Origin of the sequence: Janthinobacterium sp. GMG1 (genome assembly GCF_034427795.1) — a bacterium.
Taxonomy (GTDB): Bacteria; Pseudomonadota; Gammaproteobacteria; order Burkholderiales; family Burkholderiaceae_D; genus Janthinobacterium.
In genome coordinates this window covers 46,607-62,855 of record NZ_JAXQNT010000003.1, presented here as the reverse complement: position 1 = coordinate 62,855, position 16,249 = coordinate 46,607, and the positions used below count along the sequence as shown (strand labels likewise).

13 protein-coding genes are annotated in these 16,249 nt (G+C 65.6%); 5 read left to right on the top strand and 8 right to left on the bottom strand.

The window, feature by feature from the left end:
* Window positions 1–27 precede the first annotated feature (27 nt).
* The 4 genes from SJI03_RS09195 to SJI03_RS09180 all read right to left on the bottom strand — a co-directional run bounded on the left by SJI03_RS09195 (window position 28) and on the right by SJI03_RS09180 (window position 6,669).
* Window positions 28–1,527, bottom strand: coding sequence for a hypothetical protein (locus SJI03_RS09195; RefSeq protein WP_322426936.1), 1,500 nt, complete (start codon window positions 1,525–1,527; stop codon window positions 28–30).
* Complete coding sequence (locus SJI03_RS09190; RefSeq protein ID WP_322426935.1) at window positions 1,524–5,192, bottom strand: hypothetical protein; 3,669 nt, start codon at window positions 5,190–5,192, stop codon at window positions 1,524–1,526. Before SJI03_RS09190 ends, SJI03_RS09195 begins: the two co-directional genes overlap by 4 nt.
* Before the next feature lie 180 nt (window positions 5,193–5,372).
* Complete coding sequence (locus tag SJI03_RS09185; protein ID WP_077404342.1) at window positions 5,373–5,750, bottom strand: hypothetical protein; 378 nt, start codon at window positions 5,748–5,750, stop codon at window positions 5,373–5,375.
* 460 nt (window positions 5,751–6,210) lie between these two features.
* Window positions 6,211–6,669, bottom strand: coding sequence for a hypothetical protein (locus SJI03_RS09180; RefSeq protein WP_158301098.1), 459 nt, complete (start codon window positions 6,667–6,669; stop codon window positions 6,211–6,213).
* Between the two features lie 177 nt (window positions 6,670–6,846).
* Between SJI03_RS09180 and SJI03_RS09175 the strand changes: the two genes are divergently transcribed.
* Entirely contained in the window at window positions 6,847–8,037 is a 1,191-nt protein-coding gene (locus tag SJI03_RS09175) for a low temperature requirement protein A (RefSeq protein WP_099376790.1), read from the top strand.
* Window positions 8,038–8,050: 13 nt separating this feature from the next.
* On the opposite strand, the gene SJI03_RS09170 is transcribed toward SJI03_RS09175, so the two are convergent.
* Complete coding sequence (locus SJI03_RS09170) at window positions 8,051–8,581, bottom strand: N-acetyltransferase family protein (protein ID WP_322426934.1); 531 nt, start codon at window positions 8,579–8,581, stop codon at window positions 8,051–8,053.
* 91 nt (window positions 8,582–8,672) lie between these two features.
* On the opposite strand from SJI03_RS09170, the gene SJI03_RS09165 reads away from it, so the two are divergent.
* Window positions 8,673–9,245 (top strand): XRE family transcriptional regulator, encoded by a 573-nt coding sequence (locus tag SJI03_RS09165; protein WP_322426933.1) that lies wholly within the window; start codon window positions 8,673–8,675, stop codon window positions 9,243–9,245.
* On the opposite strand, the gene SJI03_RS09160 is transcribed toward SJI03_RS09165, so the two are convergent.
* Window positions 9,242–10,117 carry a LysR family transcriptional regulator gene (locus SJI03_RS09160; protein WP_322426932.1) on the bottom strand — a complete coding sequence of 292 codons (876 nt, stop codon included), beginning with the start codon at window positions 10,115–10,117 and terminating at the stop codon, window positions 9,242–9,244. The genes SJI03_RS09165 and SJI03_RS09160 overlap by 4 nt on opposite strands.
* 84 nt (window positions 10,118–10,201) lie before the next feature.
* Between SJI03_RS09160 and SJI03_RS09155 the strand changes: the two genes are divergently transcribed.
* The 3 genes from SJI03_RS09155 to SJI03_RS09145 all read left to right on the top strand — a co-directional run bounded on the left by SJI03_RS09155 (window position 10,202) and on the right by SJI03_RS09145 (window position 13,709).
* A complete protein-coding gene (locus SJI03_RS09155) occupies window positions 10,202–11,698 on the top strand; it encodes an MFS transporter (RefSeq protein ID WP_322426931.1) in 1,497 nt (498 codons plus the stop codon).
* A gap of 92 nt (window positions 11,699–11,790) precedes the next feature.
* Window positions 11,791–13,359: an EAL domain-containing protein gene (locus tag SJI03_RS09150; protein ID WP_322426930.1), complete on the top strand. Its 1,569-nt coding sequence runs from the start codon at window positions 11,791–11,793 to the stop codon at window positions 13,357–13,359.
* Window positions 13,356–13,709 carry a hypothetical protein gene (locus SJI03_RS09145; RefSeq protein WP_322426929.1) on the top strand — a complete coding sequence of 118 codons (354 nt, stop codon included), beginning with the start codon at window positions 13,356–13,358 and terminating at the stop codon, window positions 13,707–13,709. Before SJI03_RS09150 ends, SJI03_RS09145 begins: the two co-directional genes overlap by 4 nt.
* A 3-nt stretch (window positions 13,710–13,712) precedes the next feature.
* Here the strand turns inward: SJI03_RS09145 and SJI03_RS09140 are convergent, their stop codons facing one another.
* Window positions 13,713–15,065 (bottom strand): serine hydrolase, encoded by a 1,353-nt coding sequence (locus tag SJI03_RS09140; RefSeq protein WP_322426928.1) that lies wholly within the window; start codon window positions 15,063–15,065, stop codon window positions 13,713–13,715.
* 136 nt (window positions 15,066–15,201) lie between these two features.
* Window positions 15,202–16,125: a VirK/YbjX family protein gene (locus tag SJI03_RS09135; RefSeq protein WP_322426927.1), complete on the bottom strand. Its 924-nt coding sequence runs from the start codon at window positions 16,123–16,125 to the stop codon at window positions 15,202–15,204.
* Window positions 16,126–16,249 lie beyond the last annotated feature (124 nt).

Genomic DNA, 16,249 nt, shown 5'->3' with positions numbered 1-16,249 from the left:
ACGCTCGCACCCGCCCGGACGCTCTGTCTACAGCACGGCAAACAGCGCCAGGTGGTCGCTGGTGCTGCGCAGGTAGCCGTAATTGGCCCAGCCATTCAGCGTGCGCGCCTGGCCTACGGCATACACGGCCGCCGGCGATTGCGGCCAGGCCATGCCAACAGGCAAGTTCGGAAATTGCGCGGCCAGCGGGCGCGTGCCGATGGGCACGCCCGCTGGCATGCCGCCCACCAGCGTGAACGGCGTGCCCGACACGGGATTCATCACCGTGAACTGGTAGTTATTCGCCAGCACCAGCGGGTTGACGAGCATATTGTCGATCGAGAAAAAGTTGCTCACCATATCGCTGCCGATATAGTTATAGCCCGGATACGGGGCCGCCAGCAGCGCGCCGCCGGCCGTATTGTCGGACCACAGGAAGCGCGATTGCTGCGTCAGCTGCGGCTTGGTGCGCTTGGGGCGGATATGCGTGGCCAGGTAGCCCTGATACGCGTCCAGCGTCAGGTTCGCTGCCACCGGCATGGCCGGCGGCGGGTCCAGCAGCGGCACGTATTTAATCGCGCGCAACTGGTCGTAGGCCGTGGTCCGCCCGCCCGCCCCGGGCGGCTGCGCGTAGATGGCGTTCAGGTTGAAGTCGCCGCAGATCAGCTTGATTTCATTGTGCGGCGGGCCGGCAGGCGCCGCCGCCACGTCGTTCACGCCGCGCAGCAGGATATTGATGAAATTGGTGGCGCCGCCGTGGTTGGGCGGCGCATGCACGGCAAACAGGGTCAGGTTGCGCGTGATGACGTTGGCCTGGTTGGTTTCCACGAAACTGACCATGAAGGGCTGGCGCAAGCCGTTGAAATTGACCAGTCCGCTAACGACGGGCGGCGCGGCCGGCGCCGGCGCGGGCGCGAAGGCGATGCGCGCCGCTGCCATGCCCTCGGCCAGGCCGCCGTTGTACTGCGCGCCGGCCGGGATGGTGCGCGCCTGCTGGCCTTGCGGGTTGAGAAAATCCTGGATGTTGGGCGCGCCGGGCCCCCCGGCCGGATAGGCGGCGGGCACGGCGCCGGCCGCCACAGCCGACACGCCGCCGCCCGTCCACACGTTCGGCCCCGTGAAATAGCGCCGCACTTCCGTGGCCGTGCCAGCCGTGCCCGATATGCCGCGGTACAGCACGGCGACCGATTCCGTGCGCCCGCCCGTGCCCACTTTCAGCGGCGGCACCATGCGCCAGGCATCGCGGTTGGGGTCGGCGGGGTCGCTGCGCAGCTGTTGCAGCAGGAAGATCGCGCCCTGCAGGCCGCCAGTGGCGGGCGCCAGGTCGCCGACGCCGGCCGCGCTGGCCGACACCTCGATCAGGACGAAAATATCGGGCTGCGTTGCGCGCAGGATGGTCAGGATGTGGTTGCGGCGCTGCAGCGCGGCCACGGCCGGCAGGTTACCGCCGCAGCGGCCGCCTTCGCCATAGCGGGGCCGCTTGCGGCTGGGATTGTTGACCTTGTTGATGCCGAAGTTCTCGATATTCCAGTACACGACGTTGGTCATGCTGCGCTCCCCAATGAAATGGCTGGCAATGGCAGCGCGGCCAGTGCCTGCTCCTGCCGGGCGGCCGCATCGGCGATGTACGCGGCATACCAGCCCAGGCTGCCCGTATTCTTCGGGTCGCCAAACAGGAAGAACTGGATGTTCGCGTCGGGCGGCAGCTTGGCAATGCCGAGGAACTTGATGGCGATATTGTCGAGCCGCAGGCAATAATAGTAGGAGTCGCCGTCGGGCACTTTTTGCCGCATCAGCCCGATATTGTCGATGGCCAGCTTGAAGATGCCTTGCAGGCTGATCAGCCTGGCGCCCGGCGCCGCGCCGGGCAGCGACAGACCGACGAAGACGGCTTGCTCGTCGTCGCCGGCGGTGCTGGCGGGCGACCAGGCCAGCAGCAGGGTCGAATGGAAGCCGGCGGCCGAGACGAGCGCGCCCGGCCCGCCCATGGTGACGTCATACACGACGCCGTGCCAGGGCCCGTCGAGCGTGCTCAGGTTCAGTGCCGTGCTGACGGGCAGGAAGCCGAAATCGGCCGGTTTCTGCCCATCGGCGGCAGCGATAAAGCCCGACAGTTCCAGGCCGAAGCCCTTGAACAGGCTGTCCGGCCTGGCCTGGCTGGCGTCGAGGTCGTAGGCCAGGTTGGCCGTCACCTCGTCAAAGCGCACGGCCGACGGCGTCGTCTGCGGATAGCGCATGTCGATCACCAGGTTGGAAAAGGCCAGGCCTTCGCCGTCCGGCGGCAGGTCCGGCGCCAGCGCGCCGAACGACAGCAGATCCAGCACGGCGCCCGTGCGGTCGTCCAGGCTGGCGAAGTCCAGCGTGCCCCAGACGGAAAAGCGGTTCAGCACGGTCGCGCCCGCATCGATGGTGCCCAGGCAGTTGAACTGGATGCGCTGGAAAGCCACGTGGCACAGTAGGTTGCTGTCGAGGCTGAATATCGACGGCGTGGCTTGCTCGAAGATGTAGATGCCGGTGCCATTCTGGTCGATATAGCTGCCGTCGAGTACCACGCCGTTGTTCGGCATCGCATTGCCGCCGAAGGTGGTGGCCGTCACGGGCGAGCCGAGCAGCTCGTTGACGGCCAGCTGCACGTAGCTCTTGAAGGTCTTGATGACGGCATTGTCGAACAGCACCTGCAATTGCAGCACGCGGAACGCATAGTTGTCGGTGTCGGGCAGGGCGATGGGGGTATCGGGCGGCAAGCCGTTGCGCTGGCCTGCGGCGAAGGCCGGGTCCTGGTAGTCGACCAGGCCGAATGTACTGGAATTGCCGTCGAGGGTGATGCTGCCGTCGCCATGCACCGTCACGCGGCTGGCCGTGAAGCCGAAATGGTGGGCGACGAAGCGCGTCAGGTCGAGGCCGGCCGCGATGCCCTGCAGGCCAGCCGGCAGACTGGACGGATCCAGATCCGCCTGCAGCACCAGCACGCCCGTCCAGGCGGGATCGCTGACCAGTTCCAGGAAATGCCGGTACGGCGATTCGGGATTGTCCGCCGCCAGCACCTCGGCCGCTTCGATGACATCCTGCAGCCACTGCGACAGCCCCGTGTAGGCGATGCCCTGGACGCCGGGGCCGGCGTCGGCGGCCAGCGAAAAATCGGGCGCGCCCGACCAGGCGTTCGGATTGGTGACGCGTTCCCTGACGCTGCCGCTGCAATACTTGAGCAGCATCACGTTGCGATAGGACGTGGGCGTCACGCCGAGCCCCACCTGCGCTTGCATGGTCCAGCCGGCGATGCCCACGGTATTGTCGAAGCGCGCGCCGCCGTCCGACAGGTGGGCTGCGTTGACGGCCACCAGGAACAGCTGGTTGGTCTGCAAGGCATCCTGCAAGGTAGCGTCCGGGAAGCGGAAGCCGAACGGCAAGATCTGGCCGCCGTCGCCCAGGGTCTGGCCCAGGGTCACCGACAGGAAGGCGTCCTGGTCCTGCTCCTGGCTGGACACGGTGGCGACAGCGCCCTGCGGCGTGGTGCGGTAGTGCGGCGCTTCCGCCACCGCCTCGCCGGCAGCCAGCCCGCGCACGCGGTGGCTGGCGGCCGCGCGCGCCTGCCAGGTGGCGCTGGCGCCGCTGGAAATGACGGCCTTGCGCGTGGCGGCCACGATACTGCTTTCAAAGCTCGACAGCAGGGAGGCGCTGATCTCCAGCGGGCCGCCGCTGACGGCGCCGCCATACGGCAGCAGGGGAAAGGCGTGCGCGGCGCCCTGCGGCACGGGCAGCGAGGGCGGGGTCGAGGCCAGCACGGTATCGGCGGCTACGGCGCGCAGCAAGGCGGCCGCCCGGGCGGCCGGCGGCAGGCCGTACATGGGACTGCCCGCCGGCTCCGCATGGTATTGCGGCATGGCCGCGCCGCCCTTGAGCACGCTGGCCCAGCAACTGAGGTAATCGGCCGTCAGCGGCGTGGCTACATTACCGGAATCGGGCAAGTCCAGGGTCGCGGCCTGGAACGGGAAGACGGCCGCGTAGGCGGGTGAGGCGGGCACGAACAGCAGACTGTCATTTTCCGGCGAGGCGCCATCATAGGTGGTCATGCTCAGCTGTTCCGAGCCAAAGATGCCGCATAACAAGTTTGTCTGCGTCCCGACAGCCTGGCCGCTGGCGCTCAGGCCGAAGCGCCCGGCTGGCGTCAGCAGGGCCTTGCTGGTAACGGGCCGAGAGGGAGACGGCGCGGCGCAGCCAAAGGCCAGGGCGCCCGACTGCAGGCCGACCACGGGCGGCTGCCCGCTGGCAGCGCCCAGCGGCAGCAAGGCCGTCGCATGGCCCAGCGCCGTGCGGTAGGTGGACGGCAACGCGGGCCGGCCGGCCGGCAGCAAGCCGCAGCGCAATACGCCTTCCAGCCTGGCCTTGGCGGACAGCTTCTGATTGTAGGGATCGAGCGGGTCGACCGTGCCGACCCACGCCAGGTTGGCCGGCAAGGCGGCGGGCGCGCTCAGCGCCGGGTAGAACAGCTGCTGCAGCTGGCCGCTGGCCGTGTCGCGCGCGCTCATCGGGAAGCCGACGGCCAGGCCGCTTGGGCCGAAGGTGACGGCAGGGTTGACGGTGGCCGTAAACGTCAGGCAGCCCGCATTCGGACCCGTCAGCGGCACGAACGTGCGGATCGTGTTGCCGCTGCCCGTGACGCGTATGCCGATATCGCTGGCGTTGCGCTGGAAGGCCAGCGCCGGCGGCGTGGCCAGCGGCGCGGACAGCCGCAAACTGCCGCTGACGGCGTCGATGGACAGGCCGACGCTGGCCAGCACGTTGAACAGCAGGTCCTGTCCCAGCCGGAAATTGACATTGGTGCTGGTGGCAAAGCCCTTGGTCAGCTGGTTATAGCTGTAGCTGCAGCCGTAGTTCTTGAAGGAATCGGCCGGCGCAGCATCGGCGTCGCGCAGCCATAGCAGCGCGTTCAGGTTCAGTCCCGGCGCCGACGACTGCCGGTCGATATACGCGGCGAGAGCGGCGATGAAGGGGCCGGGCGCCGCGTCCAGCGCCGCCGGACGGCCACTGGCAAACACGTAGCCGCCCATGCGCTGCGGCGACAGGCTGTCGGCATAGCTGATGCTGTCCGGGGGCGTGGCAGGCGGCGCGACGGGCGGCAGCAGGTAGCCGGCCCACGCATGGTCCGGCTGCGGCGGCGATTCATACAGGCTGACCTTGCTGGCGGGATCGGTGGCGACGAAACTGAAACCCATGACTACCTCCACTCAAGACGCGACTCGGGCTGCGATGCGGCGGCATGGCGGCCGCGCGGCTTCGCAATCGTTTACAACGGGTGGGCCCGGAAGGGCGTCGGATGGCCAGGCGGCTTGCCTGGATGCGGTGGCGGGCGGCCATCCAGAGCGCCCGCCCGCAGGCGGGCGCGGAACCGCCGCTTACTGCGAGTTGGAGGTAAAGGTGGCCAGCACGAAGCCCGTGTAGCTATACACGGTGCCGCCGTCGACGATGTCGCCGGAGAGCAGCACGTTATACAGCCCCGTGCTTTGCGGCGAGTAGGTGACCGTCAGGCCGGCTTTCCACGTGACGACGCCGTTGCCCGTGTCGCTAGCCAGCTTGGCCGTGGTGAAACCCGTGGTGACGCTGGGATTCCAGTACGTGGTGCGGCCCTGGAACTGGAAAGCGATGCCGGTCTGGTTGTTGCTGTCGCCGCTGGCGATGGACAGCGCGATGCTGTTCGGCGTGGTGTTGGTGGTGACGCTTTGGCCGGAGGCCAGCGTATGGTTGGTGACTTCGACGCGAGGTAAGTTAGACATGACATTCTCCATGAGGTGATATCGGCCTGCACTTGCGGTGGGCGCCCCGTGGCCGACAGGTTCGGGGCAGTTGGGTAAGTCGGTAGAAATGGTATTGCGACGGCTTTGCGACCATGCCATAAAAATATGGCGGGACAATACGCAATTTCAAATAAAGACAAGACATTTGATATTAATCAATCCGGAATTGATTAATATATTTCGTATTTGCTTATTCAAAAAAGTAGTTTCCGGCTATTCGTAATATAACCATGCCGGCTCTTGCGCATGACGAGTAGCGATTCTATGCCTATTTTTTTGCGCGATTCTCTCGAATTGTCGCGAAGGCAAGAATAATGCGGTTTCCGGACGCTGCGCGGGAATGCGCCGCCGGCCATTTTTCGCGGCGGCATGCAAGTCGGATAGGGAATGCAATTGAATATAAACGGTTTATTGATTTAAATAGATGGCATGCGCGGCTTTATTGCGCGGCAGGCGCGGGCAGGGCCGGACAGCGCTCAAAAACGGCTACCACCTTGCCAGTCAGCGTGTATTGCGTGCCGTCATCGAGGATGGGGCCATCGATGAGGATTTGATATTGCTGCGGACCGAGTGCCTGGAAACGCAGGGTCAATCCTTTCTGGAATGTCACGATGGTATCGCCGCGGTCTGCGCCCAGTTGCAGCATGATATTCGCTGTCGACAATAAAACCGTCCAGTACGCGGTGCCGTTGGCGCGCAGCGCCACCAGGGTGTTGTCATTGATATCGTTGCTGGCCGTGGCGATGGCGTCGCTGTTGACCGTCAGCGCCATGGTTTGCGGTGCCCGGCACGCGGGGGCCGGTTCGGCCAGCTGGCGCGCCAGCGCCGGGGCGTCGCCACCGAGCGATAGCAGCAGCACGGCAGCCAGCCAGGGGCCGCGCCAATTCAGCTGAAACATGGTGGAGGTGGTGTGCCGCGCATGCGGCCCATCGTAGCGAAATTCCGCCGGAAGAGCAAACGCATGCCGACCGCAGCGCGTCACCATGGCCGCCATGGCCGCCATCCCCATCTGCTATCATCGTGCCGTTTTGGCCGGTGCCGCGGGCGCCGGTCCGATATTTATGCAAGGAAAAAAATGAATAATCGCATTTCCCTGCTGCGTCAGCGCGGCGCGCAGGACAGCGGCAAGGTGGGCATGATCGAGCTGTTCTTCGACCTCGTGTTCGTATTTGCCGTCACGCAACTGTCGCACGGCTTGCTGGCGCATCTGAGCGCCATGGGCTGGCTGCAGACGGGGCTGCTGCTGATGGCCGTCTGGTGGGTGTGGATCTTCACGTCCTGGATCACCAACTGGCTCGACCCCGAGCGCATTCCCGTGCGCATCAGCCTGTTTGCGCTGATGCTGGGCGGCCTGATCATGTCGGCCTCGATTCCCGAAGCGTTCGGCACGCGGGGCCTGGGCTTTGCCGGCGCCTACGTGGCCATGCAGGTGGGCCGGCCCCTGTTCGCCTGGTGGGCCGTGCGCCATGAAGAACTGTCGCGCCGCCGCAATTTTCAGCGCATCGCCCTGTGGGCCGTGTTGTCCGGCATCTTCTGGATCGCCGGCGGCATCGCGTCGCCCGAGCAGCGCATCTTCTGGTGGGTGCTGGCACTGGCGATCGACCTGGCCGGTCCCTGGATGCAGTTCGGCATTCCTGGCCTGGGCCGCTCCTCGACGGCCGACTGGGATGTCGACGGCGGCCACATGGCCGAGCGCTGCGGCCTGTTCGTCATCATCGCGCTGGGCGAATCCCTGCTGGTGACGGGCGCCACCTTCGCCGGGCTGGAATGGACGGCCGCCAACTGGCTGGGCTTTTTGTCGGCCCTGGTGGGCAGCATCGCCATGTGGTGGATATATTTCGACACGGGCGCCGAGGCGGGCCACCACCGCATCGCCCACTCGAAGGATCCGGGCCGCATCGCCCGCAAGGCTTACACGTATATCCACGTGCTGATCGTGGGCGGCGTGATCGTCAGCGCCGTGGCCGATGAACTGGCCCTCGTGCACCCGGATGAAGCGAGCTTCGCCGGCATCAGCGCCTTGCTGGGTGGCCCGATCCTGTATCTGCTGGGCAATGCATTATTTAAATGGGTGAGCAATGACCGTTCCACGCCGCCGCTGTCGCATCTGCTGGGCATTTTGATCATCCTGGCGCTGATCCCGATGGCCTACGGAAGGCTGTATGCGCCCCTGACCCTGGCCTGCATCACCAGCTGCGTGCTGGTCCTGGTGGCCGTGTGGGAACATATGGCGCTGCGCCGTCCGCCACCGGAGATCGATCCTTGATGTCAGTTTGACCTTAACCGGGCGGCGCAATGCCGTCCGGATCGCTGCGCGTGTCGAGCTGCAGCTGCAGGAACGCCAGGTCCAGCCAGGCGCCGAACTTGGTGCCGACTTGCCGCATCAAGCCCACTTCCGCGAAGCCCAGCTGCTTGTGCAGAGCGATCGAGCCGGCATTGCCCGCCTCGATGCCCGCCACCATCACGTGCTTGCCCAAGCCGCGCGCCCGCGCGATCAATTCCCCCATCAAGGCCTTGCCGACGCCGGCGCCGCGACTATCGGCGCGCACGTACACGGAATGCTCGACCGTATGCCGAAAACCCTCGAACGGGCGCCAGTCGCCGAACGAGGCGTAGCCAGCGACAGTTCCTTGCGCATCGATGGCGACCAGCACGGGATAGCCGGCCTTTTCGCGGTCGGCCAGCCAGGCGGCGCGGTTGGCCGCATCGACCGTCCGTTCATTCCAGATGGCCAGGGTATGGCTGACGGCATCGTTGTAGATGGCCGTGATGGCCTCGATATCGGCCGCGTGGGCATCGCGTATCTGCATGTTGCTCTCCTTGCTAATCGTCTACTATAATGGACAAATCATAGATTGCCGCTCACGCCTTGTCCAATAAAATCCGAATGGAAGCTGAAATATGTCCACTAAACCAGACGAATTGAACCAGCGGATCGGCGCCAGGGTGCGCCTTGAGCGGGAAAACCTGGGCTGGTCGCTGACGGACCTGGCGGCCCGCTCGGGCGTGTCGCGCGCGATGGTGCACAAGGTGGAGCGGGGCGACTGCAGCCCCACGGCCACCTTGCTGGCGCGGCTGTCGGGCGCCTTTGACCTGAGCATGTCCGAACTCATCGCCCGCGCCGAAATGCGCGCGGGGCGCCTGCTGCGCCAGCTTGATCAGCCCGTGTGGGTCGATCCGCAGAGCGGCTATGTGCGGCGGCACGTGTCGCCCGCGTCCGACATGCCGCTCGACCTCGTGCATATTACCTTGCCGCCCGGCGCCGTGGTGGCCATGCCGGCCGCCGCCTATGCGTCGCGGCGGCAACTCATCTGGTCGCTCAGCGGCAGCCTCGTGTTCATCGAAGGGGCGACCCGCCACGTGCTGGACGAAGGCGACTGCCTGGAACTGGGGCCACCGGCCGACTGCGTGTTCCGCAATGAAACGGCCACCGCCTGCACCTACGCCGTGGCGGTATTGAAGAACCGAGATTAAGCCAGTGCCGCCGCGCGCAACTGGGCAATGAAGGCGCGCGCGGCGGGCGCCTGTTCGTGGCGGCGGAAGGCCACGGCGATTTCCGAGCTGATCTGCGGCCCGTCCAGCTCGCGGAATACGACGCCGGGCAATTGCACGCTGGCCATCACGGAATGGGGCACGATGGCGCAGCCCACGCCCAGCGACACTTCCGTCAGCACGGCCACCAGGCTGCCCGGGCGCGACACCACCTGCGCCGCAAAACCGCCGCGCCGGCTCACTTCCAATGTGCCCAATTCCTGTTCCGGCACGATGAACGCCTGCTGTGCCAGCGCGGCCGGCGCCGCCACATCAAACAAAGCCGACGGGCTGTCCGCCTGCACGGCCAGCACGAAACGGTCGCGCAGCAAGACCACGCTGTCCAAGCCGTCCGGCAAGTGCAGGGGCGGGCGCACGAAGGCCAGGTCGACCCGGCCCTGGTCCAGCAAGGCGGGCAGGGCATCCATCGCGTATTCGCGCGCGCTGATGTGGATGCCGGGGTGGCTGGCGCGAAAGCGGACAAACTGGCCTTGCAGCACGCCTGAGTAGGCAGCCGAGGCCACGTAGCCGATTTCCAGCCGTCCCAGTTCGCCCCGTCCCGCTCGCCGCGCCACCTCCTGGGCCTGCGCCAGTTGCCCCAGCGCGCGCGCAGCCTCGATGACGAACAATTCTCCGGCGGCCGTCAGGGACACGGCGCGCTTGCTGCGCTGGAACAGCCGCGTGCCCAGCAACTGTTCCGTTTCCTGCACCTGCTTGGTCAGCGCGGGCGGCGAAATGCCCAGTTCCGCAGCGGCCCGCGCAAAGTGCAGGCTGCGCGCGACGGCCAGCACGCAGCGGAAATGCCGCAGTTCCATGTCTTTATCTGTATTCACCATCAGTGAATTATAAGGCGGCTGTCTTATAACAGGAAATAATACAAGCCTGCTTACAATCGAGGCATGAAGAATACTAACTGGACCTTATATACCTGCTCGGGCGTCTGCGCGCTGATCATGCTCGACACCAACGTCGTGGCCGTCTCGCTGCCGTCGATCGCCCGTTCGCTGAACGCCAGCTTCGTCGATGTGGAATGGGTGGTCAGCGCCTACATGTTGGCGTTCGCCTCATTTCTGCTGCCCGCCGGCAGTATCGCCGACCGCCTGGGACGGCGCAGGGTGATGCTGTTCGGCTTGGCCGTGTTCGCGCTGGCGTCGCTGCTGTGCGGCCTGGCGTGGACGCCGTTCGTGCTCAACGTGGCGCGCGCCGTCAAGGGACTCGGTGCGGCGCTGCTGCTGACGTCCGCGCTGGCCGTCATCGGCCACACCTTCCATGCGGAAAAGGAGAGGGCGCGCGCCTGGTCCGTGTGGGGCGCGGCCATGGGCGTGGCCATGACCGTGGCGCCCCTGCTGGGCGGCCTGATCACGAGCGCCATCAACTGGCGCTGGATTTTTTATCTGAACCTGCCCGTTGTCGCCATCCTGATGTGGTTGGTAGGCAAGCACGTGGACGAGTCGAAGGATGTTTCCAACGCCAGTTTCGACCCGCTCGGGGCGCCGCTGTTCTCCGCCGGCCTGTTCTGCATTATCTGGGGCTTGATCGACGCCAGCGTGGCGGGCTGGTCCAGCCGCGCCACCATGCTGCGCTTTGTGGCTGGCGCGGCGCTGCTGTTGGTCTTCGTGCTGGTGGAACGGTGCCAGCGCGTGCCGATGGTCGATTTGTCGCTGTTTGGCCGGCGCGTATTCGTCGGCGCCGTGCTGGGCATGTTCGGCTACGCCACCGCCGCGCAAGTGATGATGACCTTTTTGCCCCTGTATTTGCAGAACGCCTTCGGTTTTTCCGCCGTGCTGGCCGGCTGCGCCATGCTGCCGTTTGCCGTCGCCATGGTGGTGCTGTCGCGGCTGGCGCCGCGCGCCATGCGCCACCTGGACGACCGCGGCATCTTAGTGACGGGCTTGCTGATTGTCGCTGTCGGCAACGTGGCCACGGCCCTGGCCGCCGCCAGCCTGCAGTACGGCTGGGTGGCGGCCGGCATGCTCGTCACGGGAGCGGGAGCGGGATTGCTCAACGGCACGACGCAAAAGGCCATCCTTGCCTGCATTCCCCGCGAACGCACGGGCATGGGTTCCGGCATCAGCACCACGACGCGCTTTGTCGGCATCGTGCTGGCCGTGGGCGCGCTGGGCGCCGTGCTGGCCATGCGCACGGCCGCATCGTTCAACGAGCTGGCGTGGCTGCACGGCTTGAAGGCCTCGCCTGAAATGATCGGCCGCATCGTCGCCGGCAACGCGGCCGAGGCCTTCGGCCAGTTGCCGCCCGCGATGCAGGCCGTGGCGCAGGAAGCGGCGCGCCACGCCTTCATCGATGGCTTTGCCAGCGTGCTGTACCTGGCTGGCGGACTGGCGGCCGTGGTGGCGGCGCTGGTGTTCGTGCTGGCCAGGCCGCCGGGAAAAGTGTAACTGTTCAGCAAGTTCCGCGTGCGCGGCCAGCACATGTAATATGATGCCATCGAGAAATACATGGCATTCATATAACTACCGCAGGGAACTGTATGCGCAGAAAACGCATCATCATCACGAGCGTGCTGGTCGCAGTCATCGGCGTGGCTGCTCCACTGAGCCTGGCCTTCTACCTGTCGTCGGTGCGCGCTGAGCAGGGTGAGCAGGAACGCCTGCGCCTGCTGGCCGGCTACGCGCTCGAGCGGGCACACCGTTCCATCGCTTCTGCCAGCGCCGCCCTGCGCAGCGCCGATGCGCTCGACCTGGCGCCATGTTCGGAAGCGCATATCCAGCAACTGCGCCGCATCACCATCACCACGCGCAGCATCGACGATATCGGCTATGTGGAAAACGGCTTGCTCAAATGCACGTCCACGGGTATCGAAGAGGCGCGCATCACCGTCACGCCCGCCGACTTTACCCTGGACAATGGCATCGGCCTCGATTTCAACCTGCGCCCCGTCGTCAGCGGCGGCAAGCGCATGGTGGGGCTGTCCTACCGTGCCTATAAGGTGCTGATCGATCCCGTGCGCTTTTCCGACGTCATCGTCGACAGCGATATCCAGATGGCCGTGGCCATCGGCAAGGAAGGCGTGCTCGACACCTTGCACCATCCGGACCCCGCACAAGTGCAAGCCTTGCTTGCCGGCACACCCATGGCGAGCGACATCAGGCACGATGGCAGCATCCACGCGATGCTGTACCGCGACGGCTTGACGGCCGTCATGATCGAGCCGCGCAGCAAGCTGAACGACAGGCTGCGGCGCGAGCAGTTGCTGCTCTTGCCGCTGGGCCTGCTGATGGCGGCATTCATCGTCGGCATCGTCGTGTGGCTGTCGCGCCGTCGCCTGTCGCTGATGGGAGAGTTGCGCATCGCCATCGACCGGCGCGAATTCTTTGTCCATTACCAACCCATCATCGCGCTCGACACGGGCGTGTGCGTGGGCGCCGAGGCGCTGATACGCTGGCGCCGTCCCGACGGCAGCATGATACGGCCCGACCTGTTCATCCCCGTGGCCGAGGAAAGCGAACTCATTTTGCCCATCACCGACCAGGTGATCGCTTGCGTCATCGCCGACATGCGCGCCGCGCTGCTGGCCGACCGCGAACTGCACATCGCCATCAACCTGTGCGCCAGCGATATCGAAACGGGCCGGGTGCTCGACGTGCTGGAACGGGCATTGGCCGGCACGGGCATCGAGGCGCAGCAGATCTGGCTGGAAGCGACGGAGCGGGGCTTCATCAACGTGGAAGCGGCCCGCGCCACCATCGAAAAGGCCAGGGCACGGGGCCATGCCGTGGCCATCGACGACTTCGGCACCGGCTATTCCAGCCTGTCTAGCCTGCAAAACCTGCCGCTCGACGCCCTGAAAATCGACAAGTCCTTCGTCGACACCATCGGCACGGACGCGGCCACCAGCAGCGTCACGCCGCACATCATCGCCATGGCGCGCACCTTGAACATGCTGATCGTCGCTGAAGGCATCGAAACGCAGCAGCAAGCCGACTATCTGCTGGAACGCAACGTGGAATTCGGCCAGGGATGGCTGTTTGCCAAAGCGCTGCCAGCCGCGGAATTCCTTGCCTTTTACCGGGCGCGCCGCGCGCCATCTTCCACATGAAGCAGCCACGCTTTCCCTACCCATTGCAGCCGCTGCGCGTACCGGGCGGCTGGCATATCACCGTCAATACCCTGTTCGAAGTGGAGCCAGGTCCCGAGACCATGCAATGGTTCAGCAGCGCATTGCTGCTGTGGGGCAGCTGCCGCGACACCGGCTACTGCTTCAATTCGCACTTCGAGCCGGAAGACGATCCGCAAGGCGAATTCGTGCTGGAGATGGGCAAGGTGGCATACGACCGCCACGGCAAGATCGTCCAAGGCAGCGATGCCTTCCTGGGCGAGTTTCGCACGCGCAGCAAGGCGGAATTTGTTGCCCGGGTCGAACAGTTCATGCAAGACCCGGCAGCTTGATTTTTACGGCTTGCGCGGCAGGACCACGTCCTGCCCGCCTTGCTTGAGCACGGCGCTGGCGACCTTGCCCGCGGCATCGCGTGTAAAGGCCAGGTCCGCATCGATGGCGCGGAAGAAAAATTGGTCTTTCGCGCTGGCAAACAAGGGCGCCGATCCCATGCCCGTGCCGGCCGCTTCCAGTCCCTGCTTGCCCAGGGTCACCGTCAACGTGAAATCCTTGTCCAATGGATACTCGCCAACGTACTCGGCCAGCGCGGCGCGCGGTACTTCGATGGCGGCCTGCGGCTTTTTCAGCGGCGGCAGGGGCGTGCCGGGCAGTAAGGTGGACAGGCCCAGCGCATCGACATCGCGCGCCGTATTCGTCAGCACCATCACGCCCCGCTTGCCGTCCGTGGTAAACGCCGCATAGCTGGCGTAGCCGCCCGTCTGGCCGCTGTGCCAGGCGTAGCTGCGGCCCTGTTGCTGCTCCAGCAGCCAGGACAGGCCGATTTTCGTGTCGCCGTCGGGTGCCAGCGGGCGCTGTGGCTTGATCGCCAGCGCATACGGGCGCAGCGGCTTGAACATGTACGCTTGCAGGTAAGCCACCATGTCGCGCGCGCTCGAATACACGCCGCCGGCCGGCGCCACCACGTTCAAATCCCAGGCCGGCGTAGGCTCGCGCGACAGCAGATGGCCGGGCGCCAGGCGCGCCAGCATGCCGTGCGTGGGCTGGTTCGAGGTGGAACGCATGCCGAGCGGCACGGCGATGCGCTTTTGCAGCAGTGCTTCATAGCTGCTGCCGGCCTGTGCGGCCAGTGCCGTGCCCAGCACGGCGTAGCCGATGTTCGAGTAGTCAAATTTCGTCCCCGGTGCGTGGGGCAGATGGTAGGCGGCGAGAAACTGCCGCTGTCTGGCTTCCGTGTAGTCGGCATACGGGTTGGCCGGGTCCTTCGGCGCGAAGTTGTCGGGCAGGCGCGGCAGCGAAGAATAATGCGTGGCCAGGTCGAGCAGGCTGATCTTCTTGCCGTCGAAGGCGGGCAACGTATAGCCCGGCAATAATGTGGCCACCGGCTCGTCGAGTTTGACCTTGTTTTCGGCGACGGCGTCGGCCAGCAGCAAGGCCGTCATGGTTTTGGTGACGGAGCCGATCTGGTAGACGGTGTCGGCGCCCGGCTTGATGTTCTTGCCGGCATGCACGCTGCCAAAGCCGTACACGGCGCTGTGCTTGCCGTCGATCACGGCGATGACGATGCTGGCGTGCATGCCCGTGCGCGTGAGTTCTTCCGCGCGCTGGCGCACGGCGTCATCGAGTGCAGGGGCGGCCAGTGCAGCGGTGCCGGCGAGACAAAGGGGGAGGAGGGCGAAAGTGGGTGTCATGGGAAACCTTGTCCAGGGTGGGCCGAATGCACGCCAGTGCCTGGATAAGGTCTCTGGCATGTCAAGTGAAGGATACGGCGCCAACATGAAGGCTGCCTGAGTTTTATGGCTCGGGCATGGCAAGGCTTGCGCTGGCTCAATTTTCAGCCATCGGCGCTTCCAGCAAGCCCGCCAGTTGGGCGCGCATGTCGGCGGACATGCATTGCAACAAGTCGCCGCGCCGGCGCGCATCGGCGCGTTTCTTTGACGGCACGTCGGCCAGGTCCGGCGCCCGGTAGGGCGCACAGGGCAAGTGATAATTACCGTCGCGCATGCGCAAGGCGTGCAATTCCTGCCACGCCAGGTCGTAGTCGGCCGCGATATGGCGCCGGCGCCGCGCATTCAGGGCGATGCGGTTGTCATTGCTGATCAAAAACACGTTATTGCAGGCAAAAAAATCACCGAAATCGCGCAGGGCTGTCACCATCAGGTTTTTCGGACGGCAACCGTGCAGCGCCCGCGTAGCCGCCTTCACGGCTTGCGCGCCCGCTTCCGAGCGCAAGCCTTGCAGCGCGCCCAGCTGCAGGGACACGCCGTCGGCGCGCGGCAGGAACAAAAAGCTGGCCAGGTAGAAAGGCTGGCCGTCGCGCGTCAGGCGCAGGCACAGTTCGCCTTCGCGGTGGCTGTCGTGGATGGCCGTCAGCTGCAGGCGGTACAGCGCCCCATCCTTGCCTTCGAACGCGGCCAGCACCACGGGCTGGCGCGCGGCCAGTTCGACCAGGGCGCGCGCGCCCGCTTGCCACAGGAAACGGTAATGTCCTTCCAGCAAGGCCAGGCGATCCGTGCAACCGAGATGGCGCGAGGCGTACGGGCGGTAAATCTTGAAGCGCAGACAGGGATGCAGCTGCGCCAGCGAGCTCAAGCCGGGCATGCTGCCCAGGAAGGCTTGCCAGCGCGTGCGCTGGCGGGGAAAGAAGAGGGCGCCCAGCGCCGCTTTCAGGCGGTGTCCGCTGGCAGGCGGTGGTCGCACGGCGGGTGGCACGGCGGCGCCGTGGCGCAAGGTTAAAGCGATGTCATTCATGGTTCAGCCGGTGAGGGCAGGCGCTGCACAATGAGAGCCTTGCCAAGCTGAATGCTACGTGGACCAGGTGAAGTTCATATTAAGAAGCTGTTTCCATTTAGAGGATGACAACTAAACATTTGCC